This window comes from Streptomyces sp. NPDC045022 (assembly GCF_056432605.1).
In genome coordinates, this window is the sequence record NZ_JBWKIR010000001.1 from 520,368 (window position 1) to 540,653 (window position 20,286).

Here is a 20,286-nt window from a genome sequence, read left to right on the forward strand (position 1 = left end):
CGTTGCCGGCTCCGGCGAGGCGTACGGGCGTTCACGCGGACCGTGCCTCCGCCTCCTTCGCGATCTGCTCGAACCGTGCGCCCATGGCCTCGGCCAGGGCCTGGGCGCCCGACAGCGGACGGACCATGACCATGAAATCGTCGATCAGGCCGTCCTCGTTCACATGCAGGAAGTCGCACCCGGTCAGCTGACGGTCGCCCACCCGGGCGGTGAAGACCAGCGCGTGGTCCGGGCCGGCCGGGTCGCCGATCTCACGGACGTACCGGAAGTCCTCGAAGACCTGGACGACCGCGCGCAGGATCGCCGCGGTGATCGCCCTGCCCGGATACGGCTTGAAGACGACCGGACTGGTGAAGACGACGTCCTCGGCCAGCAGTGCCTCGACGGCCTCCAGGTCCCCGGCCTCGACCGCCTCGCGGAACGCACGCATCGAATCCCCTCTCATAGTCAATTATTTGAATAGGTGCGGATGAGATTAATCAACGGCTGCTAGCCTGTCCATATGTCGCTCAGGTACGCCGTCCTGGCCGCCCTCCTTGAGGGCGAGGCCTCGGGCTACGAGCTGTCCAAGTCGTTCGACATTTCGCTCGCGAACTTCTGGCCCGCCACACCGCAGCAGCTCTACCGGGAGCTGGAGCGCCTCGCCCAGGACGGGCTCGTCCAGGCCCGCACGGTGCAGCAGGAACGCCGGCCCAACAAGCGGATGTTCACGCTCACCGAGGCAGGGCGGACCGAGCTGGATGCGTTCGCCGCCGAGGCGCCGGGGCGGCCCACCGCGGTCCGCGACGAACTCCTCATCAAGATCCAGGCGATGGACGGTGGCGACCCGGAGGTCACCGCCGAGCTGATCGAGGAGCGCATGAGCTGGGTGCGCGGGAAGCTCGACCGCTACCAGCGGGTGCGTGACCGGCTCCTCGACGGACGCACCGAGGACGAGTACCTGCGCACCTCCGAGCGCGTCGGGCCGTATCTCACCCTCATGGCCGGGATCGGCTTCGAGGAGCAGAACCTGCGCTGGTGCGAGCGCGCCCTGGCGATCGTGCGGCAACGTGTGGCACTGGGCTGACGGAATGTTCGGTCCTCAAGGTCCCACCCTGCGCGAACTCGCGGTCCAGGCACTGTCGTCCGTGGAGCACGGCTACGACCTGCTGGCCCCGAAGTTCGACCACACGCCCTTCCGCACCCCCGGCGGGGTGCTGGACTCCGTGGCGAAGGCGCTCGCCCCGGCCGGCCCGTTCCAGGACGGGCTCGACCTGTGCTGCGGCACGGGTGCCGGGGCGGAGGTGCTCACGGGGCTGTGCCGCCGGAGCGTCACCGGAATCGACTTCAGCGCGGGGATGCTCGATGTCGCCCGGCGCCGGCAGCGGCCGGCCGAGGGGCCCGAGCTGCTCTGGGTGCGCGGCGACGCCCGGGCCCTGCCGTTCACGGCCGCCTTCGATCTCGTCGTCTCCTTCGGCGCGTTCGGGCACTTCCTGCCCCGGGAGCTGCCGGGGCTCTTCCAGCAGGTCCACTCGGTCCTGCGGCCCGGGGGCCGCTTCGCCTTCCCGGTGTTCGCCCCGCCCCGACCGGCGCAGCCCGCCTTCTGGATGCTGCTGGGCTTCGACGCGGTGATGCGGGTGCGCAACGCGCTGTGGCGGCCGCCGTTCGTCATGTACTACCGGGCCTTCCGGCCGGGCCATGTGCTGGAGGAACTGAAGCGCGCCGGATTCACGGTCGAGCTGTCCGCACTGCCCGAGTTCGGGCGGCGCGGCGACGGCAGCCCGCGGGCCCGGCTGGTCGTCGCCCGGAGCGTCAGCCCGCGGCCGGGAGGGTGAACTCGTAGACCAGTGCGTCCCGTTCGGCGTTCACCACCAGGTCGGTGATCTCCAGCGGGCGGGCGTACTGGTCGTGCACCCGCCGGGTCACCCGGACCGATGACGCGTCGCCGACCTGGGTGACGGAGTCCCGGGTGATGGAGTCCCGGTGGTGCAGGGTCAGACCGGCCTTGCGCATCCAGTCGTACGCAAGCCGCAGCTGCGCGGGGGTGGCCCCGTCGGCCCGGTCCCGGTAGCGGGCCAGCTCCGCGACCTCGGCCAGCGCCACCGGCGAGAACGAGGTCACCGCCGTCCGCAGCGACCGGCCGTCGGGCGTGACCGACCGGTAGCGGTGAACGAGCGTCGGCCGGTGCGGGGCCAGCCCCAGCGCCTGCGCGTGCTCCGGCGGGGGCGTCTCCCAGATCACCGTGGCCCGGTCGACCGCACAGGGGTCCGCCGAGCGCACCCCCACGGGGAAGGCGAGCGACTCCGGCGCCTCGACCGGCCGGCCGGGCAGCGTGGCGTGGCTGCCCCGGCGGTCGGTGGCGACCAGACCGCTGCGGCGCAGCACCTCCAGCGCCTGCCGGACGGTCTCCCTGCTGACCTCGAAGTGCGCGGCCAGGTGCCGCTCGCCCGGCAGCCGTTCACCCGGCGGAATGGTGCCGTCGCGAAGCTCCTCGAGCAGCAAGGACGCCACTCGCGCGTAGAGGGGCCGGTCGTCGTTCTGCGGGGGATGGGTGGTGGTGCGGGCCATGCCGCGCCCTCCTGTTGGTCACGAGACGTAGTCGTACGGGCTCACTGCGCGACCACAATTAGCATTGGTCTAAACCACAAGGGAAGAGCGGCCCGACGGTTCGGCCGAAACCCACCCGTCGTGACCAGAGGCGCCACCCGACGCGTCACACCGCGCTGTAGAGGGCCTCCACCAGTGCCGTCTTCCGCGGATCGTCGGCGATGCGCGGCCCCATCCGGTTCATGACGTAACCCAGCGACACGCCGGCGTCGGGATCGGCGAGCCCGCACGAACCACCGAACCCGTCATGACCGAAAGCACGCGCATTCGGTCCGTACGAGCCCCGCGTGCCGCTCAGCCACAGACCGAGCGCGACCTCGGTCTCGCCCTCGAAACCGGCCCCGAGCACCAGATCGCGGCAGCTCCCCTGCCCCTCGCGCACCCGTTCCGCCGCCTGCGGCGACAGGATCCGCCGTCTGTCGTGGCAGCCGCGCCCGGCGAAGACCCCGTACAGCGCCGCGACGGCCCGCGCGGTGCCGTGGCCGTTCGCGGCGGGGATCTCCGCCGCCCGCCACTGCGGGGAGTTGGCCTCGGTCGCACCGACGACGGGATTGGTCAGCGCCGCGAGGGCCGCCGGGGGCAACTGGCTGAAAACAGCGGCCCGTTCACCGGTGGACGCGGCCGGCGGACGCACCAGCTCGGCAGCCCGGGCGGACTCCTTCGCCGGCAGGCCGATGGTGAAGTCGATCCCGAGCGGCCCGGTCACCTCCCGTTCCAGGAAGGCCCCCGGTAGCAGCCCCGAGACGCGCCGGACGACCTCGCCGACCAGGAAGCCGTACGTCAGCGCGTGATACCCGGAGCGGGTGCCCGGTTCCCACCAGGGCTCCGTGGCCGCGAGCCGGGCGGTGGTCAGCTCCCAGTCGTACAGGTCGTCCAGGGAGTGCGGCTCCCGCAGTCCGGACAGCCCGGCGCGGTGCGACAGCAGATGCCGTACGCGTACCTGCTCCTTGCCCGCGGCGGCGAATTCCGGCCAGTAGGTGGCCACCGGTGCGTCGAAGTCGAGCAGCCCCCGGTCGGCGAGGATGTGCGCGCACAGGGCCACCGGTCCCTTGGTGGTCGACCACACGTTCACCACCGTGTCCCCCTCCCAGGGCCGGGTGCGGGCCGCGTCCGCCCAGCCGCCCCACAGGTCCACCACCGTCTCCCCGCCGACGGTGACCGCCACCGCGGCGCCGAGTTCGTCCCGCTCCCGGAAGTTCTCCCCGAAGGCCTCGCGGACCGCGGCGAACCGCGCGTCGCAGTGGCCGTACACCTGGGGCTGCCGTGTCTCCTGCGTCTCGTGCGCGGACATCTGACCTCCGTCGTCGCCGGGAAGCCCGATCGTGGCGCCACGACCGGGCCTCCCGAACGTACCGACTGGTCGGACTGGAGGGAAGGGTCGGAAAGCGCCGTGCCGGCAGCCCCGGGCCGGACTCGGTCCCCTCTCGTGCCTCTCCCTCCGTCGGCCTCAGGCGTGCGACCGCAGCCAGTGCACCTTCGCCGCGTCCTGGAAGGGGCCGCCGCCCTCGTGGTCGTTGAAGTCGTACACCTCGATCGTCTTGTCCGCGTGCGCCCACGCGTTGAACGCCGCGAACACGGTCGACGGCGGGCACGTCTGGTCCTCCAGGGCCGCCGAGAACAGGGCCGGGGACCGGCCGCGAGCCGCGAAATGCACCCCGTCGAAGTAGGACAGCGTGCGCCACACGTCCGCCGAACGGCCTCGGTGCGTCTTCAGGACAGGGCGATCTCCCGGTAGGGGTGGCGATCCGTCAGCGGGCTGGTCAGCGGTTGAGTAAGCGTTTGCTCCCGGTGAGGGGCGGGGTCATCCGGCACCACTCGGTGATCGGGTCACCGTCATGCCCTCGGCTGGGTCCACCTCGGCCCCGTCCGCGCCCACTCCCGCTCCCACTCGGCCAGCCGGTGACGCAGCGCGATCCGGCGCTCGACGGCGTGCCCGACGAGCACCACGGCCGCGGTCCCGCCCGCCGCGCACAGGCCGACGGTCACGGCGTGCTGCCAGATGGCCACGTCGTCCGCGGGCGGGGCGACGCCGCGGCCCCGGGAGTCGAGCCATACGGATACCGCGTCGCCGGTCCGGGTCCCCGCCGGCACCCGGGCCCATGTGGTCCGGGCGTCCTTGCCGGGCTCGGTCCAGCGGACCTGAGCACGGTACGGGTGCTCCCGGTCGCCCTGGGTGGCGGTCAGCCGCCGGGGCGGGTCGCCGATCACCGTGGCCCGCACCTGGTGGCGCTCGGCACGCTGGGTCGCGGCGAGCGTCCGGGCCTCGCCGTGGGCGTACAGGCCCGCCGCGGCTCCGACCAGGGGGACGACCACGAACAGCAGGACGGCGACGACCAGCACCGTCCAGGCCTCCACGACGTCGCACCGGCGCCGCAGCGGATTGCGCCGCCAGCGCCAACCCCGCACCCGGGTACGCATGTCCACCTCCTCGCCGCCGCCGGAGCCGAAGAGCCGGACGAGCCGGTCCATGGGCCCGCCGCCCCGTCGCTCGCGCACACGAGCGTCCACACCCGTCTCGTACCCCGTACGGCGCACCTCGCGCATGCCGTGAACCGCGAGTTCAAGCCCTCATGAAGCGCGGCATACGCCATGCGCCCCACGATCGCGCTGCCGGCCCCGTCGCGCGACCCGAGTGCTCAGCCGAAGCGCTCGATGCGGATGCGCTCCACCGGCTGGCCGGCCTCGACCAGCAGCCGGGAGGCGTGTTCGGCGAACCCGTTGGACCCGCACACATAGGCCTCCCACCCACCAGGCGGCTGCTCGTCCAGGAGCGGCGCCACATGTGCGGCCGTCACACGGCCCACCGGCACTCCAGCCGGCGCGCCGCGGGTGAACACGGGCGTCGTCTCCGCGCCCAGTTCCCGTGCGTAGATCAGCTCCTCGGGGCTCCGGGCGGACACCAGCATCCGCAGCGGCACGGTGAGCCCGCGCGCCCGGTGGTGCCGCACCATCGACATCAGCGGTACGACCCCGGAGCCGGCGCCGATCAGCAGCGCGGGCCGGTCGCCGGGCCAGGCGAAGAAGCCGCTCAGCGGGCCGCGCACCTCGATCGTGTCACCGGGGCGGGCCACCGTGTGGAACCAGCCGGAGACCTCGCCGCCCGGCACATGGTCCAGGGTCAGCTCGATGTGCCCGGAGTCGTCCGGCGCCGACGCGATGGAGTAGTGGCGCTGTGCCACGTAGCCGTCGTGGGCGGTCAGCCGCAGCATCAGGTGCTGTCCGGGCAGATGGCCCGCCCACTCCGGCACCGCCAGCCGGAAGGTGGCCGCGTGCGGCGTCTCGCGCCGGATCTGCGTCAGCACGGCGGTCTGCCACACCGTCGCCGCCTGCTCGCTCACGGCGATGCGCCCGGGCACCGCGAACCGCGCTCCGGGAGCGCCCGGGGCGGTTGCTGTCACGGTCGGGTGGGGGCCGGGGGCGGCCGAGGCGGGGGCGGGGCAGGTCGTGTTCGTCGTCACCGTGTCAGTCACCGGAGTACCGCTGTTCCTCCCAGGGGTTTCCGCGCGCGTGGTAACCGTTCTGCTCCCAGAAGCCCGGCTCGTCGTGGTCGAGGAGCGTGAGGCCGGCGATCCACTTGGCGCTCTTCCAGAAGTACAGGTGGGGTACCAGCAGCCGCGCCGGGCCACCGTGCTCGGGCGGCAGTGGCGCGCCGTCGTACTCCCAGACGATCCAGGCCCGCCCGCCGGTGAGGTCGGCGAGCGGCAGGTCGGCGGTGTAGCCCGTGTGGGAGCGGGCGAGGGCATGTGTGGCGGACCCATGGGGCTTCACCACATCGAAGAAGGCGTCCAGCGAGACGCCGCCGAACCGCACGCCGAACTTCGACCAGCCGGTCACACAGTGGATGTCACCCGCGTAGGCCGACGCCGGCAGCGCGTGGGCCGCGTCCCAGTCCCAGGTGTGCGGCCGCTCGACCAGGCCGTCGATGCGGAAGGACCAGTCGGCCGGCGCGAGGTCGGGGGTGACCTCGGCGGACAGGACGGGCCAGTCCTCGCCCGCGTCGTACTGCCCGGGCGGCAGCCCCGGGTTGTGGACGCGCGGGCGGCCGGTGAAGCCTCGCGTGACGTTCATGCTTCAACCGTACGCTGTCCTCCCGGATGCCCCGTCCCAGGTCACCGGCCGGATCGTTGCGGCCGTATGAACTCTTCCGGGGACCGGGAATACCGGCTCGGTGCTCCTCCTTGGCGCTCAGTGCCGGCTGCGGTGCGCCGGTGACAGCGCGAGGGAGATGAGGGAAGAGGATGTCCAAGGCCCACGTCCGCAGGACAGTGATCGAGGTGGCCGCTTGAGTCTCACCAGCGGCTCCGGCGCTCCCGGCCCGACCACCGCCGACGCACCGCACATCCTCGACAACCCCGCCCTCGCCTCCCTGACCGGCCCGCACGCCCACTTCGCCGAGCGGCGTGGCCGGGTGCTGCGCTACCCGGTCGACGTCTCTCCCTGGCTGGCGCTGCCCGATGAACCGGACGCGCGGGACTGGGCGGACCTCGCGGCCCTGGCCGGTCCCGGCGCCGAGGTACCACTGCCCGGTTTCCGCGGGGAGGTGCCGGAGGGCTGGGAGATCACCTTCCGGATGGCGGGCGTCCAGTTCGTGGACGGCGGCCTGGCCGCCGCACCGGACCCGGAGGCGGTCCGCCTCGGCCCGGCGGACGTACCCGAGATACTGGACCTCGTGGCGCGTACCCGGCCGGGGCCGTTCCTGCCGCGCACCGTCGAACTCGGCACCTACCTCGGCATCCGCCGCGCCGGCACGCTGATCGCGATGGCGGGGGAGCGGCTGCATCCGCCGGGCTGGACCGAGATCAGCGCGGTCTGCACCGACCCCGAGTTCCGTGGCGAGGGCCTGGCCACCCGCCTGATCCTCGCGGTCGCGCACGGCATCCGGGAGCGGGGCGAGACACCGTTCCTGCACACGAGCGCCGAGAACACCAACGCCATCCGGCTGTACGAGTCCCTGGGCTTCCGGCTGCGCCGCCACACGGCGTTCCTGGCGGCCCGGACATCTCAGCGCCTGACGGACGGCCGGGCCGCGGTGCCGGCGGCGTGACACGCCCTCGCCTGTGGTGCGGTCACGGGCTCACACCTCAGGAGTCGGTGCCGACCGGCCCCGCGTTGTACCGCTCCAGGTAGGCCGCGAACCGCACCAGGTCCTCCTCCGGCCAGTCCGCGAGCCGCTCCCGGAACGCGCTGCGGCGGCTGCGGGTGACCTGGGCGAGGATCTCCTGGCCGGCCTCCGTCAGATGCAGCACCTGGACTCGGTGGTCCTCCGGGTCCAGCCGGCGTTCGATCAGCCCGGCCCGCTCCAGCGCGGCGACCTGGCGGCTGACCGTGGACTTGTCCAGGGCATAGTGGGCCGCCAGGTCCGTCGCCCGGCAGCCGCCGCTCTCCTCCAAGTGCCCGAGCAGGGTGTACGACACCAGGGACAGCTCGGGGTGCATACGTCCCGCCGAGGCACGGGCCCGGCGGGCGAAGACCGTCATCTCACGCTGGATCGTCTCGACGGCCGACTCCGCTGCGCTCACGGGAACACCTCCTCCGACGCTCTAGTTGTATAGTACAACTTGAACTGGAAGTTGTATAAGCCAACCTTTGGAGGTCGTGCGCGATGCGGTCACCGGCACTGCGCCATGTGCTCACGCACCTGATCACCCCGCTGCTGATGTGCATGGGCATGGGGCTCGCGTACATGGGGGCGTTCGTCACCCCCGAGCCGCACCACCTGCCCGTCGCCGTCGTGGGCACCGCCCCGCAGGCCAAGGTCTTCGCGCAGACGGTGAAGGACACCGCGGGGGACAAGCTCGACGTGCGTACGGTCGCCACCCGCGCCGACGCCGTCGACCTGCTCAAGTCCCGAGACGTCACCGGCGCCTATGTGCCGAGCGCCAAGGCGCCCGAGCTGCTGGTGGCCGGCGCCGCCTCCGACATGGGCGCGACCGCCGTCGAGAAGGTCTTCACCCCGGTCGCCGCCCAGCAGGGCGCCCCGCTGAAGGTCACCGACGTGGCCGAGCCGGTCGCCGACGACCCCACCGGCCAGGGCCTGTTCTTCCTGCTGATCGCCCTCAGCATCGGCTCCTACGCGTCGGTCGCCGCCCTCGGTGCCGCGGGTGCCGCCCTCGCGATGCGGGTGCGGGCGCTGCTCGCGTTCGGCGTCTCCGCCGTCGTCAGCGGCATCGGCGTGCTGCTCGCCGGGCCGGTGTTCCGGCTCGCGCACCACGACCTCGCGGGTGTGTGGGGCATGGCCTGGCTGTACTCGGCGGGCATCCTCTTCATCGGTGTCGGTCTGCACACCTTCCTCAAGCGATGGACCACGCTGACCATGATGGTGCTGTTCGTGATGCTGAACTTCACCAGCTCCGGCGGGCTGTTCCGGCCCGAGCTGCAGAACGGCTTCTTCGGCACCCTGCACGCCTTCTGGAACGGCGCCGGCTTTGTCGAGGGCATCCGCAGCCTGCTGTACTTCGGCAACGACGGCCTCGCGCGCAACGCGTGGACGCTCGTGCTCTGGCTGCTCGCCGGCCTCGTGGTGACCGCGGTCGCGGCCCTGTACGAGCGGAACCGTCAGGCCCGCCGGGCGACCGCCCATCCCGAGACCAGGGCAGAGACCGAGACCGTGGCCTCACCCGCGTCCGCCGTGGCCCGGTCCGAGCGGGGCGCCGAGCGGTCGGCCGAGGAGAAGGCCGAGGAAGAGGCCGAGGAAGAGGTCGAGGAGACCGTCGGCGTCTGAGCGGACCGCCCTCCGGGGAGCGGGAAGGGCGCCGCCGCCATCGGGTGGCCCCCCGCCGCGCCGGCCGTAACCGCCCGCCTCTCAACGCGTCATGCCGTGTCCTCAGAACTCCGCGCGGCCGACGGCCTGTCAGGGCCCTTGGGGTATGGTGGCCGTCCGGTCGCGCACGCTCGCGGCCCCGACGGCAAGGAGGTGGGACCCATTACCGCTGTGTCAGCTGGGGTGCTCTCTCCTCGTGACGGCGTGGTACACCGGCAGCGGTGACCGCGGGAGCGCCCCAGGCCTCGCGCTCCCGAAAGGCTCCCGGCTTCCATGCCCTCTCCGCATTCGCGGCTCTCTGCGCACCCCCCGTTCTGCGTGCCCACGGATTCCGCCGCCCCTTCCCCCGTTTCCCCTTCTGACGTCGTCTCCGCGTTGCGCGCGGCCGGATGCGTCTTCGCCGAGGACGAGGCGGAGTTGCTGCTCGCGACCGCACGGTCCCGGGAGGAACTGACCTCGATGGTGGACCGGCGCGTCGCCGGGTTTCCCCTCGAACACGTTCTCGGCTGGGCCCTGTTCCACGGACTGCGCATCACCGTGGATCCCGGGGTGTTCGTCCCCCGCCGCCGTACCGAGTTCCTCGTCGACCAGGCGCTGGCCGCGGCGCCGCGGGCGAGCGTGGTCGTGGACCTGTGCTGTGGTTCCGGCGCGCTCGGCGTGGCCCTCGCCGCCGCCCTGGCGGGTGCCGAGGTGCACGCGGCCGACATCGACCCGGCCGCCGTACGCTGCGCCCGGCGCAATCTCGCCGCCTTCGGCGGCCGGGCCCACCAGGGCGACCTCTACGACGCCCTGCCCACCGATCTGCGTGGCCGCGTCGACGTCCTGACGGCCAACGTGCCCTATGTCCCCACCGCCGAGGTGCCCCTGCTGCCGGCGGAGGCCCGCGACCACGAGCCGTTGGCCGCCCTGGACGGCGGCGCGGACGGCCTCGACGTGCTGCGCCGGGTGGCCGCCGGGGCGCCCGGATGGCTCGCGCCCGGCGGCTGCCTCCTGACCGAAACCAGTGAGCACCAGGCGGCGAAGGCCGTCGAGGCGTTCACCGAGGCCGGCCTGACGACCCGTCCGGCGGTGTCGGAGCAGCGGTACGCGCATGTGGTGATCGGGGTACGACCCTAGGGCCTTTCGGCCGAGGCAGTTGCCGCAGCGCTAAGGCAGGTGCTGGGCCCGGGCGATGAGCAGTGCGACGTCGTCGTGGTTGTCGGGGTGGTGCAGCGTGCGCAGGAGCAGGTCGCAGGTCTCCTCGAGCGGGCGTTCCGGGTCGTCGAGCAGGGACAGCAGGAACTCCAGGCGCTCGTCCAGCGAATGGCGGCGGGTCTCCACCAGGCCGTCGGTGTAGAACACCAGCTCGTCGCCGGGCTCGAAGTCGACGGTGACGGTGGAGAACGCGACCCCGCCCACCCCGAGGGGCACCCCGGTCGGCAGGTCGAGCAGCTCCGGCGGGCGGCCGGGCCGGACCCGGGCCGGCGGCAGGTGACCGGCGTTGGCGATCCGGCACTGGCGCAGCCGCGGGTCGTAAACGGCGTACACGCAGGTGGCGATGGAGTGGTCCAGGGCCGAGGTCGTCTTGTCCAGGTGCTCCAGCAACAGGGCCGGGTCGAGGTCGAGCGCGGCCAGCGTGGTCGTCGCGGTGCGCAGCCGGCCCATTGTGGCGGCCGCGCTGATGCCGCTGCCCATCACGTCGCCCACCACGAGTGCGGTCTTCCCGCCCTCCAGCGGGATGACGTCGAACCAGTCGCCGCCGACCTCGCTGGTGGCGCCCGCCGGCTGGTAGCGGGAGGCCACCTCCAGTCCGGTGGTGACCGGCGGATGGCTGGGCAGCAGGCTGCGCTGCAGGGTGAGGGCGGTGTTGCGGGCGTTCTGGTACCAGCGCGCGTTGTCGATCTGCACGGCCGCGCGGGCCGCCAGTTCCCGCGCCAGCAGCACGTCGTCCTCGCCGAACGGCACCGGATTGCGGGTGCGTTTCAGGTCGAGGGCGCCCAGCACCTCACCCCGCGCGATCAGCGGCACCGCGAGGTACGAGTGGAGGCCCGCCCGGCCCAGCAGCACGGCCGCCTCGGGTGATCGGGCGATGCGCGGCAGGTCCTCGTCCTTCACCTGCGGTACCAGCACCGCCTCAGCCGTGCGCACGCACTCGGTGACCAGGCGGTCGGGTGCGTACCGGGCGATCCGGCCGGGCGGGTCGGCGGCCCGTATGGCGTCCGTGTCCTCCTCCGGGCGCAGGGCGAGCGCCCTGATCACCGCGGACTCCGAGGGGCCCAGTGTGCTGGGCCGGCCCTCCACCACCGCATCCAGCAGATCCACGGCGGCCACGTCCGCCAGTTCCGGTACGGCGACCTCGGCCAGCTCGCAGGCGGTGCGCTCCAGTTCGAGCGTCGTACCGATCCGGGCGGAGGCGTCGGCGATGACCGCGAGCCGGCGCCTGGCGGCCTCCGCCTCCATGGAGACCCGGTGCTGCTCGGTGATGTCGACCAGCGAGACCGCCACCCCGAGCACGTTGCCCATGGCGTCCTCGAGCCGGTACAGCGAGTGCGACCAGGTGTGGTCCTGGTCCGGGTCGGCGGGGGTACGGCCGACGAGCGTGTCGTCGATCCGTGGCACGCCCGTCTCCAGCACCCGCCGGGCGGCGGCCTCCAACTCGTCGGCCTCCGCCGGCGGCAGCACCTCGCGCAACGGCTTGCCCACGTGCTCGGCGGCCGGGACCCCGTTGATCTTCTCCAGGGCCGGGTTGACCGAGACGAAACGCAGTCGCGTGTCCAGCACGCCGTACCCGATCGGGGACTGCTTCACCATCCGCTCGGACAGCGCCACGTCCTGCTCCAGCCGCCGTACGGTCGACTGGTCCGCGGCGAGCCCCAGCGCGTACACGTCGCCCCGGTCGTCCAGCAGCCGCATGTTGCGGAACTCCACCACGCGGGTGCTGCCGTCCTTGTGGCGGATCGGGAAGCCGCCGGCCCAGCTCTGGCCGGTGCGCATGACATCGGCGAACAGCTTGCCGACCAGGTGGAGGTGCCGCTCGTGCACCATCAGCCGGGCGGCGTACTGGCCGAGAGCCTCCCGCGCGGTGTAACCGAACAGCTCCTCCGCCTGCGGGCTCCACAGCACGATCCGGCCGTCGGTGTCCAGCACCACCGACGCGACGCCCAGCACGTCGAGCAGGCCGCCCGGCCGCAGCGGTCCGCGCGCCGGCTCGTCGCCCTCGCCCACCGGAGCCTCGGCTGCACTCATGCCATGCACCGCCTTCGCCCGTCCGCACGGCACGCCGTCCCCCGTGCCGACTCCCCTTGTTCTACCGCGCTCACACCGACTCTCCGAGGCCTTTGCCGTGTACCTCCACCATCCCTCAACACGGCGGCGGGCGTCCGCCGGAGCCGTCCCGCCGGCGGTGCGCGCGGTGCGGTGTCCCGCGGTGACCGTACAGGCCGGTCCCCGGGCCGTGAGAGTTCACGCTCATGTTGCCGTCTTGGTCTGTACATGACCACCGCGCCACGCCAGACTGTCCGCCGACCGAGTGCCCCCACCCCCGTCCGAGGAGTCGGCCATGCCCGCGCCCGCCCGGCAACGTTGTCACGCAGTTCTCGCCGGACTCGTCTCCCTCGCCTCCGCCGCCGTCGTGTCCCTCGCCGCACCCGCACCCGCGCCCGCGTCCGCGGCCGCCACCTGGACCGAGACCGGCTCCGACCGCGCCGACCCGCTGACCGAGAGCCAGGGCCTGACCTCGGTGGAGGTGCCGGCGAACAGTCCCAACCACTACACCGGCATCGGCACCGTCCCCGTCGGCGTCTCCAGCCGCGGCTGGAACCACGTCGGCGACCCCGACGCCTCGTACAACGGCTACTACATCGAGCCCTACCAGCGGGACTCCGGCAACTCGAAGATGTTCCGCGTGCAGGCGCCCGGCGGCACCTGGTCGGAGTACGTCCACACGCTCAGCCCCGGCGAGGCCCTGAACAACTCCTGGGACGCCATCTCGCCCGACGGCCAGTGGATGCTCTCGGGGGAGTGGGGCACGATGACCCGTCTGCTGGTCTTCCCGACCCCCGGCGTGAATCCGGGCACCTCGCCCTCGGCGGACCTCCCGCAGGCCTCGACGGTCCGCCTGGACCGCGCCGTCCGCGACGTCCAGGGCTGCGACTTCTCCGGCCCCACGACCGTGCTGTGCTCCTCGGACGACCCCGACGGCAGTCTCTTCGGCATCACCAAGCCGCTGCTCCAGATCGATCTCTCGGCGGCCCCGAACGGCTCCGCGGACATCTCCGGGCATGTCACGGCCCTGCGTCAGCTGCCGCTGCGCAGCTCCTGCTCGGGGAGCTTCGAGACGGAGGGCATTGACTACGACCGGCGTACGGGCGTCCTGCGGGTGATCGTGGTGTCGCCCGGCTTCTGCGTGCTGACGGACAGCAAGACGTACAAGTTCTCGCGCAGCTGAGGTGTGCCGGCCGGCCGGTGATGTTTTCCTGGGGATGGACGCGGTTCGGCGGGGTACCCCGTTCCATCGCAGCGCGGCCACGAAAGGAGCGATCAATGGCAGACACGGAGCGGTCGCATCCGGAAACCGTCACGGTGGAGATCAGCGGTGACAAGGAGGACGCCCGCCTCGTCTTCGAGGCGCTGAGGTCCTGCTTCGCGTCCGACCGGGGCGCGGACGAGGATCCCCAGCAACTCCACGCGACCCGCCCGATGGTGTGGCTCGGCACGTACGACGTCGCGGACGCCCGCGGACAGGGGTGCGCGCCGGTCCACCTGGGCTCGCCCGTCCAGGCCGACATCCAGGGCGGCTACTGGGCCGTCGACCGGTTCCGCACCACCTTGGACTCGATGTTCAGCGTGCAGGAGACCTGCGCGGCCTCCGGCGACCAGGAGAGGGATCTGCATCTCCTCCTGGAGAGCCGCTGACGGCGCGGAACCAGCCCTACGCCCCGGCCGGCTCGCCGTCGGCCGGGGCGTACTGCGCCAGGCCGTGGCCGAAGGACCAGTCGGCGGACGCGTTCTCGGTGACCGTGACGAACACGTTGCGCGGCTCGGTGCCGGTGCGCTCGTGCACCAGTTCGGCGATCCGCCGGTACATCGCGCGCTTGCGGTCCGCGCCGCGCCCGGCGCGCATGGTGATCGCGACGAACACCAGCGAGTCGTCCCGGCGCACCCCGGGGTAGCCGTCGTAGCGCAGTGTGCTGGTGACGCCGTCATGGCCGGTCAGCACCTGGAAGCGGTCGTCGGGCGGCACATCCAGGGTCTCCACCAGGGCGTCCTGGACGGCCGCGCCGAGCGCGTCGAGGCGGGCCGGGTCGGTGCCGAGCGCGTCTATGCGGACGAAGGGCATGGGGGACTTCCTCTCGGAGCAGCCGTAAGTCACGTCTGTTTACATACTAGTAGGTACAGAGTGGCTGGAGTCACCTCCCTGTGGTTGTGCAACTAGTTGCATAATCGGTCGGGCTTCCTCTACAACAAGAGGCGATGACACCGCGCACGGAGGGCCCGATGAGCCGTTACCCGCACCTGATGACCCCGCTCGACCTGGGTTTCACCACGCTGCCCAACCGCGTGCTCATGGGCTCGATGCACGTCGGCCTGGAGGAGGCCGAGCACGGCTTCGAGCGCATGGCGGCGTTCTACGCGGCCCGCGCGCGCGGAGGCGTCGGGCTCATCGTCACCGGCGGCATCGCGCCCAACGAGGAGGGCCGGCCGTACGAGGGCGGCGCCAAACTCACCACCGAGGCGGAGGCCGAGGAGCACCGGACCATCACCGAGGCCGTGCACCGCGAGGGCGGCCGCATCGCGATGCAGATCCTGCACTTCGGGCGGTACGCCTACCACCAGGACCTGGTGGCGCCGAGCCCGTTGCAGGCCCCGATCAGCCCTTTCGTTCCCCGCGAGCTGACCGACGCCGATGTCGAGCGGACCATCGACGACTACGCCCGCGCCGCCCGCCTCGCCCGGCAGGCCGGCTACGACGGCGTCGAGATCATGGGCTCCGAGGGCTATCTCATCAACGAGTTCATCGCCGCGCAGACCAACCGCCGCGAGGACCGCTGGGGCGGCTCGTACGAGAACCGGATGCGCTTCCCGGTCGAGACCGTGAAGCGGGTGCGCGAGGCCGTCGGCGAGGACTTCGTCATCATCTACCGGCTGTCCATGCTGGACCTGGTCCCGGGCGGCTCCTCGCTGCCGGAGGTCGTCACCCTCGCCAAGGCCGTCGAGGCGGCCGGGGCGACCCTCATCAACACCGGCATCGGCTGGCACGAGGCCCGCATCCCCACCATCGCCACCTCCGTGCCGCGCGGCGCCTACACCTGGGTCACCAAGAAGCTCATGGGCGAGGTGTCCGTCCCGCTGGTCACCACCAACCGCATCAACACCCCCGAACTCGCCGAGGAGTTGCTGGCCGGCGGCTACGCGGACATGGTCTCCATGGCCCGCCCGATGCTCGCCGACCCCGACTTCGTCGCGAAGGCCGCCGCCGGGACGCCCGAGGCCATCAACACCTGCATCGGCTGCAACCAGGCCTGCCTCGACCACACCTTCAGCGGCCGGATCACCTCCTGCCTGGTGAACCCGCGCGCCTGCCACGAGACCGAACTGGTGCTCTCCCCGACCCGGCGGCGCAAGCGCGTCGCGGTCGTCGGCGCCGGTCCGGCCGGACTCGCCTGCGCGGTCTCCACCGCCGAGCGCGGCCACGCCGTCACCCTGTTCGACGCCGCGAGCGAGATCGGCGGCCAGCTCAACGTCGCCCGCAAGGTCCCCGGCAAGCAGGAGTTCGACGAGACCCTGCGCTACTTCCGCCACCAGCTCGAGGCGCACGGCGTGGACGTACGCCTGGGCACCTGGGTGGAGGCCGGTGACCTGGACGGCTATGACGAGGTCGTCGTCGCCACCGGCGTCACCCCGCGCACCCCCGACATCCCCGGCGTCGACCACCCCCGCGTCCTCGGATACCTCGACGTCCTGCGCGACGGCGCCCCCGTCGGCGACCGCGTCGCCATCCTCGGCGCCGGCGGCATCGGTTTCGACGTCGCCGAGTACCTCACCGACGGCGGCGACAAGGCGAGCGAGGACCCGGAGACCTACTTCCGGCACTGGGGCGTCGACATGGACTTCCGGGCGCCGGGCGGCCTCGCCGCCCCGCAGCGGCCGGCCCCGCCGCGCACCGTCCACCTGCTCCAGCGCAAGACCGCCAAGGTCGGCGCCGGACTCGGCAAGACCACCGGCTGGATCCACCGGGCGGAGCTGAAGCACCGGGGCGTCACCATGGTCCCCGGGGTGCGCTACGACCGGATCGACGACGCCGGCCTGCACATCACCGTCGGCGAGGAGAGCACGGTCCTCGAGGTCGACACCGTGGTGCTGTGCACCGGCCAGGAGCCGCGCCGCGATCTCTACGAGGAGCTGGTCGCCGCCGGGCGCAGCGCCCACCTGATCGGCGGTGCCGACATCGCGGCCGAGCTGGACGCCAAGCGGGCGATCAAGCAGGGCACCGAGCTGGCGGCGGCGCTGTAGGGGCCGTGGCGCGCGTCCCTAGGATGAGTCCATGTCACTCCCGCACGCGATCCTCACCGCCCTGCTGGAAAGGCCGTCGTCGGGGCTGGAGCTGACGCGCCGGTTCGACAAGTCGATCGGCTACTTCTGGTCCGCGACGCATCAGCAGATCTATCGCGAACTGGGGAGGCTGGAGGTCGAGGGGCTGATCCGCACGCTGCCGTCCGAGCAGCCGGCCCGCGGGCAGAAGAAGAGCTACGAGGTCCTGCCCGCGGGCCGTGCCGAACTGGCCCGCTGGACCGGCGCCGCGCAGGATCCCAAGCCGCAGCGGGACGTGCTGTTGCTGCGGCTGCGCGCGGCGGCCGTGGTCGGCACCGCGGGCCTGGAGGCCGATCTTCGCCGCCATCTGGAGCTGCACCGGCGGCAGTTGGCCGAGTACCAGGAGATCGAGAAGCGCGACTTCCCGCCGGGCCGGGACACCCCGCAGGACCGGCTGCGCCATCTGGTCCTGCGGGCGGGCATCGACCTGGAGACCTTCTGGACCCAGTGGCTCACGCACGCCCTGACGGAGTTCGCCGAACTGCCCGACGAGGAAGCGGCGAGCCGCGGCCCGGTTGAGGGCTGAGGGTTGAGGGCTGACGCTGAGGACGAGGGCCGCGGTCCGGACCCGGTGCGGCGGCTTCTCAGAGCCGGTAGGGCTTGGAGCGGCGGCGCAGGAACCAGCCCGTGGCGACGACACCGGCGCCGACCAGGGCCGCGCCGACGCCCAGCGTCAGCGGACCGTAGTCACGGGCCGCGCCGCCCAGACCGCCCGCCACGCCCCGGGCGGGCGCCGCCGTGGACGTCGCCGAGATCGTCGGGCGTGAGGTGACGGAGGTCGCGGAGACGATCACCGACTGGCTGCCCGCCGTGATGCCGCTGGAGCAGACCACGACCACGGTGTAGGTGCCCGGGCTCACCCCGGTCCAGGCCGCGGACTGGCTGACGGACGTGCCCGACAGGGCCACCTGGCGGCCCTGGGAGAAGTTCGCCTGACCGCTGGTGAGCAGGGCCGCGTTGCCCCAGGTGCCGTTGATCTGGGTGCACGCGCTCGTGACCACCGAGACGGTGGACCCGGTGGTGCTGACGGAAATGCCCGAGGCCGCGGCGGACGGCCAGGCGAGCGCGGCCGGGAGCGTGGCGGCGGCCGCCAGGGTCAGGCCGGAACGGAGGAGTCGCGAATTGGGCATGGGCTGGCCTCCAGCGGCACGGTTGGCGGTACGTCCCATGCGCCGCCGAGGGTAGGGAAACGTCCGTGCTGCCTCCACCGCAGCCAACGCTGTCCCGGGCACCCCCGCATGCGGGAGGCGCCCGTACAGGTGACGGATTCCTTCGTCCGGAGCAAGGCGACACGCCGACGCGGTGCGTCCGTCAGCCGCCCGTGGTCACCGTCCGCTCCGCCGAGTAGCCGCCCCACGTTCCGTCCGGCAGCCGCGCCCGCAGCCGCACCCGGTGTTCCTCCCCGGCGGCCTCGCCCGCGTAGAAGCTGTAACGGGCCCGGCCGCGCGGCGGGGTGCCGCCCCACACCAGCGAGGTGGCCGCGGTGCCGTCGAGCTGGATCCGGTACTCGGTGATCACGCCGTCCGTGCGCGGTGGAACCCAGGACAGGTCGATGTAGTAGGCCCCGCGGGCCCGGTGGGTCGTGGCGGTGAAGCCGGTCGGTGCGGTGTCGCGGCCGTCGTCGGTACCCGGGGTCGTGAGGCGGACCGGGACGCTCGCGGGGGAGAGGTTGTCGGCGGCGTCCCGGGCCCGCACCTTGAAGACATAGGCGGTGCCGGGGCGCAGACCCGTGACCTCGGTCGCGGTCTGGTCCCCGCCGACGCTGTGGATCTTCGCCCCGCCCTGGTAGACGTCGTACGACACCACGCCCCGGTCGTCCCGCGACGCGCCCCAGGACAACTGGACCGCGCGGCTGCCGACGGCCCGCCCGGCGGGTTCCAGTGGCCGAGCCGGTGCCGAGCGGTCCGCCGTCGCCATGGCGGGTGTGCGCGCCCGCACCGCCCGGCTCGGCGGACCGAGACGCCCCTCAGTGTCGCGGGCACGCACGGTGAAGGCATACATGGTGGACGGCCTGAGCCTGGTGACGTCCACCATGTGCTGCGAACCTGGGACGTCCTCCACCTTCGTGGGGCCGCGATACACCTCGTAGAAGCGGATGCCGGGGTCGCCCGTGACCGCGTTCCACATCACGTGAACGCTGGTGGCGCTGCCCGCCGCCGCGGTGACCCCGGCCGGAGCGCCGGGTGCCCGGCCCTCGTCGCTGTCGGCGCCCCGGCTCCAGCCGCAGGACGCGACCAGCAGCAGGGCCCCGCAGGCCGGCAGGAGCGGAAGGGGAACGCGTCGCACGGCTCTGCCTCCCCGGGGACGGCATCGACATCACACAAAGGTCCGGACCAATATGGACCCGCTGATGCGAGCACATCAAGGGGGCTGCGTGGACGGCTCACGAGTACGCTGGCCTCGCTATGGCTGAACTGCCCGGGATGGCAGGGGAGTTCACGTCTGAGGCGCGGACACGCTGTCGTCGCCGATCCCGCGCCGACGCGGGCGGCCGGGGGGCCCTGGGCCGGCATCGGCCCAGCTCCTCGGCCCCTGTCGCCCCTCCTGGCCCCAGGGCCGCGCCGGGTCCCCTCATGGAGTGTCAGAAACGTGCTCCATCCGGCCCCTTCCGTGCGGCCAGGGTGGCCGGGCGGCCCGACGCGCACCACAGTGGCCTCGCTGTCCCCGCGTCCCCGAGGAGAGGTCCCTCATCGTGCGTGTGCGTGTCCCGTCGCTGACGATCGCCGCGGCCGGCGCCGCCCTGCTCGCGCCGGCGGCGCTGCCCGCCCCGGCCGCCGCCGTCCCGTCCCGGGAAAGGTCCGTGGCCCGCGGCGAGGGCGCCGTCGCCGCAGTCGACCTGCTGGCCCGGCTGGGCGAGTGCACCCAGGTCTCCCGGGGCCGGTATCGCACCGACGCCGACAGCCCCGCGACCGTGCCCGTCTGCGGCACCCGGGACGCCGTCTACTGGAAGGCCGACCTGGACATCGACTGCGACGGGCGGTCCTCCGCCCGCTGCAACCGCCGCACCGACCCGGTGTTCGCCCCCACCACCGCCTTCCAGCAGTCCGACGGCCGCCATCTGAGCGCCGAGTCGCTGCCCTACATCGTCGTCCCGCCGCCGAGCCGCCTCTGGGACTTCCGCGCGTACGGTGTCCGGGGCGGCTCGGTCGCCGCGGTCGTCTACCGGGGACAGGTGCGGTACGCCGTCGTCGGCGACACCGGTCCGCGCGACATCATCGGCGAGGCCTCCTACGCCACCGCCCGAGGCCTCGGCATCCGGGCCGACCCGCGCGACGGCGGGGTGGACTCCGGGGTCACCTACATCGTCTTCAGGAACTCCTGGGTGGGTCCCATCGAGGACCACGCGGCGGCGGTGGCCACGGGGGAGCGGC

Annotated in this window: 21 protein-coding genes and 1 pseudogene; 10 read left to right on the forward strand and 12 right to left on the reverse strand. The window is 72.7% G+C overall.

Features of this window, described 5'->3' with window-relative positions:
- Window positions 1-31: 31 nt before the first annotated feature.
- Window positions 32-430, reverse strand: a complete 399-nt coding sequence (locus AC07C1_RS02250; protein ID WP_478936318.1) for a nuclear transport factor 2 family protein — start codon at window positions 428-430, stop codon at window positions 32-34.
- A 72-nt stretch (window positions 431-502) separates the two neighbouring features.
- Here AC07C1_RS02250 and AC07C1_RS02255 point away from each other — a divergent pair, with 72 nt between their 5' ends.
- Entirely contained in the window at window positions 503-1,066 is a 564-nt protein-coding gene (locus AC07C1_RS02255; protein ID WP_478936319.1) for a PadR family transcriptional regulator, read from the forward strand.
- A 4-nt stretch (window positions 1,067-1,070) separates the two neighbouring features.
- Window positions 1,071-1,814, forward strand: a complete 744-nt coding sequence (locus tag AC07C1_RS02260) for a class I SAM-dependent methyltransferase (protein WP_478936320.1) — start codon at window positions 1,071-1,073, stop codon at window positions 1,812-1,814.
- Here AC07C1_RS02260 and AC07C1_RS02265 read toward each other — a convergent pair.
- From AC07C1_RS02265 to AC07C1_RS02290, 6 genes and pseudogenes are all read right to left on the reverse strand, one after another.
- The gene (locus AC07C1_RS02265) at window positions 1,792-2,547 is read right to left on the reverse strand and encodes a GntR family transcriptional regulator (protein ID WP_478936321.1); all 756 of its coding nucleotides are present in this window, start codon (window positions 2,545-2,547) and stop codon (window positions 1,792-1,794) included. The two genes, AC07C1_RS02260 and AC07C1_RS02265, sit on opposite strands and share 23 nt — an antisense overlap.
- Window positions 2,548-2,692: 145 nt before the next feature.
- Window positions 2,693-3,877 (reverse strand): serine hydrolase domain-containing protein, encoded by a 1,185-nt coding sequence (locus AC07C1_RS02270; RefSeq protein ID WP_478936322.1) that lies wholly within the window; start codon window positions 3,875-3,877, stop codon window positions 2,693-2,695.
- A gap of 156 nt (window positions 3,878-4,033) precedes the next feature.
- A pseudogene (locus AC07C1_RS02275) lies at window positions 4,034-4,353 on the reverse strand (acetylxylan esterase); the annotation flags it as partial.
- Window positions 4,354-4,419: 66 nt separating this feature from the next.
- Complete coding sequence (locus AC07C1_RS02280) at window positions 4,420-5,004, reverse strand: Rv1733c family protein (RefSeq protein ID WP_478936580.1); 585 nt, start codon at window positions 5,002-5,004, stop codon at window positions 4,420-4,422.
- Window positions 5,005-5,222: 218 nt separating this feature from the next.
- Window positions 5,223-5,984, reverse strand: a complete 762-nt coding sequence (locus AC07C1_RS02285) for a ferredoxin reductase (protein WP_478936581.1) — start codon at window positions 5,982-5,984, stop codon at window positions 5,223-5,225.
- A gap of 64 nt (window positions 5,985-6,048) precedes the next feature.
- Window positions 6,049-6,654, reverse strand: a complete 606-nt coding sequence (locus AC07C1_RS02290; protein WP_478936323.1) for a sulfite oxidase-like oxidoreductase — start codon at window positions 6,652-6,654, stop codon at window positions 6,049-6,051.
- A 214-nt stretch (window positions 6,655-6,868) separates the two neighbouring features.
- On the opposite strand from AC07C1_RS02290, the gene AC07C1_RS02295 reads away from it, so the two are divergent.
- Window positions 6,869-7,630 (forward strand): GNAT family N-acetyltransferase, encoded by a 762-nt coding sequence (locus AC07C1_RS02295; protein ID WP_478936324.1) that lies wholly within the window; start codon window positions 6,869-6,871, stop codon window positions 7,628-7,630.
- Between the two features lie 37 nt (window positions 7,631-7,667).
- Here AC07C1_RS02295 and AC07C1_RS02300 read toward each other — a convergent pair whose 3' ends face one another.
- Window positions 7,668-8,105 (reverse strand): MarR family winged helix-turn-helix transcriptional regulator, encoded by a 438-nt coding sequence (locus AC07C1_RS02300; protein WP_478936325.1) that lies wholly within the window; start codon window positions 8,103-8,105, stop codon window positions 7,668-7,670.
- A gap of 83 nt (window positions 8,106-8,188) precedes the next feature.
- Between AC07C1_RS02300 and AC07C1_RS02305 the strand changes: the two genes are divergently transcribed.
- Together AC07C1_RS02305 and AC07C1_RS02310 are read left to right on the forward strand one after the other, a co-directional pair.
- Window positions 8,189-9,307: a hypothetical protein gene (locus tag AC07C1_RS02305; RefSeq protein ID WP_478936326.1), complete on the forward strand. Its 1,119-nt coding sequence runs from the start codon at window positions 8,189-8,191 to the stop codon at window positions 9,305-9,307.
- A gap of 312 nt (window positions 9,308-9,619) precedes the next feature.
- Window positions 9,620-10,462 (forward strand): putative protein N(5)-glutamine methyltransferase, encoded by an 843-nt coding sequence (locus tag AC07C1_RS02310; protein ID WP_478936328.1) that lies wholly within the window; start codon window positions 9,620-9,622, stop codon window positions 10,460-10,462.
- Between the two features lie 30 nt (window positions 10,463-10,492).
- Here AC07C1_RS02310 and AC07C1_RS02315 read toward each other — a convergent pair whose 3' ends face one another.
- Window positions 10,493-12,571 carry a SpoIIE family protein phosphatase gene (locus AC07C1_RS02315; RefSeq protein ID WP_478936329.1) on the reverse strand — a complete coding sequence of 693 codons (2,079 nt, stop codon included), beginning with the start codon at window positions 12,569-12,571 and terminating at the stop codon, window positions 10,493-10,495.
- A gap of 313 nt (window positions 12,572-12,884) precedes the next feature.
- Between AC07C1_RS02315 and AC07C1_RS02320 the strand changes: the two genes are divergently transcribed.
- Both AC07C1_RS02320 and AC07C1_RS02325 read left to right on the forward strand, forming a co-directional pair.
- Window positions 12,885-13,772: a hypothetical protein gene (locus tag AC07C1_RS02320; RefSeq protein ID WP_478936331.1), complete on the forward strand. Its 888-nt coding sequence runs from the start codon at window positions 12,885-12,887 to the stop codon at window positions 13,770-13,772.
- Between the two features lie 95 nt (window positions 13,773-13,867).
- Window positions 13,868-14,239 carry a hypothetical protein gene (locus AC07C1_RS02325; RefSeq protein ID WP_478936332.1) on the forward strand — a complete coding sequence of 124 codons (372 nt, stop codon included), beginning with the start codon at window positions 13,868-13,870 and terminating at the stop codon, window positions 14,237-14,239.
- A gap of 16 nt (window positions 14,240-14,255) precedes the next feature.
- Here AC07C1_RS02325 and AC07C1_RS02330 read toward each other — a convergent pair whose 3' ends face one another.
- Window positions 14,256-14,663: a tautomerase family protein gene (locus AC07C1_RS02330; RefSeq protein WP_478936333.1), complete on the reverse strand. Its 408-nt coding sequence runs from the start codon at window positions 14,661-14,663 to the stop codon at window positions 14,256-14,258.
- A 158-nt stretch (window positions 14,664-14,821) separates the two neighbouring features.
- On the opposite strand from AC07C1_RS02330, the gene AC07C1_RS02335 reads away from it, so the two are divergent.
- Both AC07C1_RS02335 and AC07C1_RS02340 read left to right on the forward strand, forming a co-directional pair.
- Entirely contained in the window at window positions 14,822-16,837 is a 2,016-nt protein-coding gene (locus AC07C1_RS02335; RefSeq protein ID WP_478936335.1) for an NADPH-dependent 2,4-dienoyl-CoA reductase, read from the forward strand.
- Window positions 16,838-16,868: 31 nt separating this feature from the next.
- The gene (locus tag AC07C1_RS02340; protein WP_478936336.1) at window positions 16,869-17,441 is read left to right on the forward strand and encodes a PadR family transcriptional regulator; all 573 of its coding nucleotides are present in this window, start codon (window positions 16,869-16,871) and stop codon (window positions 17,439-17,441) included.
- 58 nt (window positions 17,442-17,499) lie between these two features.
- Here AC07C1_RS02340 and AC07C1_RS02345 read toward each other — a convergent pair whose 3' ends face one another.
- Window positions 17,500-18,045, reverse strand: coding sequence for a hypothetical protein (locus AC07C1_RS02345; protein ID WP_478936337.1), 546 nt, complete (start codon window positions 18,043-18,045; stop codon window positions 17,500-17,502).
- Between the two features lie 181 nt (window positions 18,046-18,226).
- Window positions 18,227-19,201: a fibronectin type III domain-containing protein gene (locus AC07C1_RS02350; RefSeq protein ID WP_478936338.1), complete on the reverse strand. Its 975-nt coding sequence runs from the start codon at window positions 19,199-19,201 to the stop codon at window positions 18,227-18,229.
- A gap of 412 nt (window positions 19,202-19,613) precedes the next feature.
- Here AC07C1_RS02350 and AC07C1_RS02355 point away from each other — a divergent pair.
- The coding region (locus AC07C1_RS02355) for a glycoside hydrolase family 75 protein (protein WP_478936582.1) at window positions 19,614-20,286 on the forward strand (673 nt) is incomplete at its 3' end.

Bases quoted from the DNA above. Each gene is read 5' to 3' on its own strand.
- AC07C1_RS02250 (WP_478936318.1), bottom strand. From the start codon at position 430: ATGCGTGCGTTCCGCGAGGCGGTCGAGGCCGGGGACCTGGAGGCCGTC.
- AC07C1_RS02255 (WP_478936319.1), top strand. From the start codon at position 503: ATGTCGCTCAGGTACGCCGTCCTGGCCGCCCTCCTTGAGGGCGAGGCC.
- AC07C1_RS02260 (WP_478936320.1), top strand. From the start codon at position 1,071: ATGTTCGGTCCTCAAGGTCCCACCCTGCGCGAACTCGCGGTCCAGGCA.
- AC07C1_RS02265 (WP_478936321.1), bottom strand. From the start codon at position 2,547: ATGGCCCGCACCACCACCCATCCCCCGCAGAACGACGACCGGCCCCTC.
- AC07C1_RS02270 (WP_478936322.1), bottom strand. From the start codon at position 3,877: ATGTCCGCGCACGAGACGCAGGAGACACGGCAGCCCCAGGTGTACGGC.
- AC07C1_RS02280 (WP_478936580.1), bottom strand. From the start codon at position 5,004: ATGCGTACCCGGGTGCGGGGTTGGCGCTGGCGGCGCAATCCGCTGCGG.
- AC07C1_RS02290 (WP_478936323.1), bottom strand. From the start codon at position 6,654: ATGAACGTCACGCGAGGCTTCACCGGCCGCCCGCGCGTCCACAACCCG.
- AC07C1_RS02305 (WP_478936326.1), top strand. From the start codon at position 8,189: ATGCGGTCACCGGCACTGCGCCATGTGCTCACGCACCTGATCACCCCG.
- AC07C1_RS02310 (WP_478936328.1), top strand. From the start codon at position 9,620: ATGCCCTCTCCGCATTCGCGGCTCTCTGCGCACCCCCCGTTCTGCGTG.
- AC07C1_RS02315 (WP_478936329.1), bottom strand. From the start codon at position 12,571: ATGAGTGCAGCCGAGGCTCCGGTGGGCGAGGGCGACGAGCCGGCGCGC.
- AC07C1_RS02320 (WP_478936331.1), top strand. From the start codon at position 12,885: ATGCCCGCGCCCGCCCGGCAACGTTGTCACGCAGTTCTCGCCGGACTC.
- AC07C1_RS02325 (WP_478936332.1), top strand. From the start codon at position 13,868: ATGGCAGACACGGAGCGGTCGCATCCGGAAACCGTCACGGTGGAGATC.
- AC07C1_RS02330 (WP_478936333.1), bottom strand. From the start codon at position 14,663: ATGCCCTTCGTCCGCATAGACGCGCTCGGCACCGACCCGGCCCGCCTC.
- AC07C1_RS02335 (WP_478936335.1), top strand. From the start codon at position 14,822: ATGAGCCGTTACCCGCACCTGATGACCCCGCTCGACCTGGGTTTCACC.
- AC07C1_RS02340 (WP_478936336.1), top strand. From the start codon at position 16,869: ATGTCACTCCCGCACGCGATCCTCACCGCCCTGCTGGAAAGGCCGTCG.
- AC07C1_RS02345 (WP_478936337.1), bottom strand. From the start codon at position 18,045: ATGCCCAATTCGCGACTCCTCCGTTCCGGCCTGACCCTGGCGGCCGCC.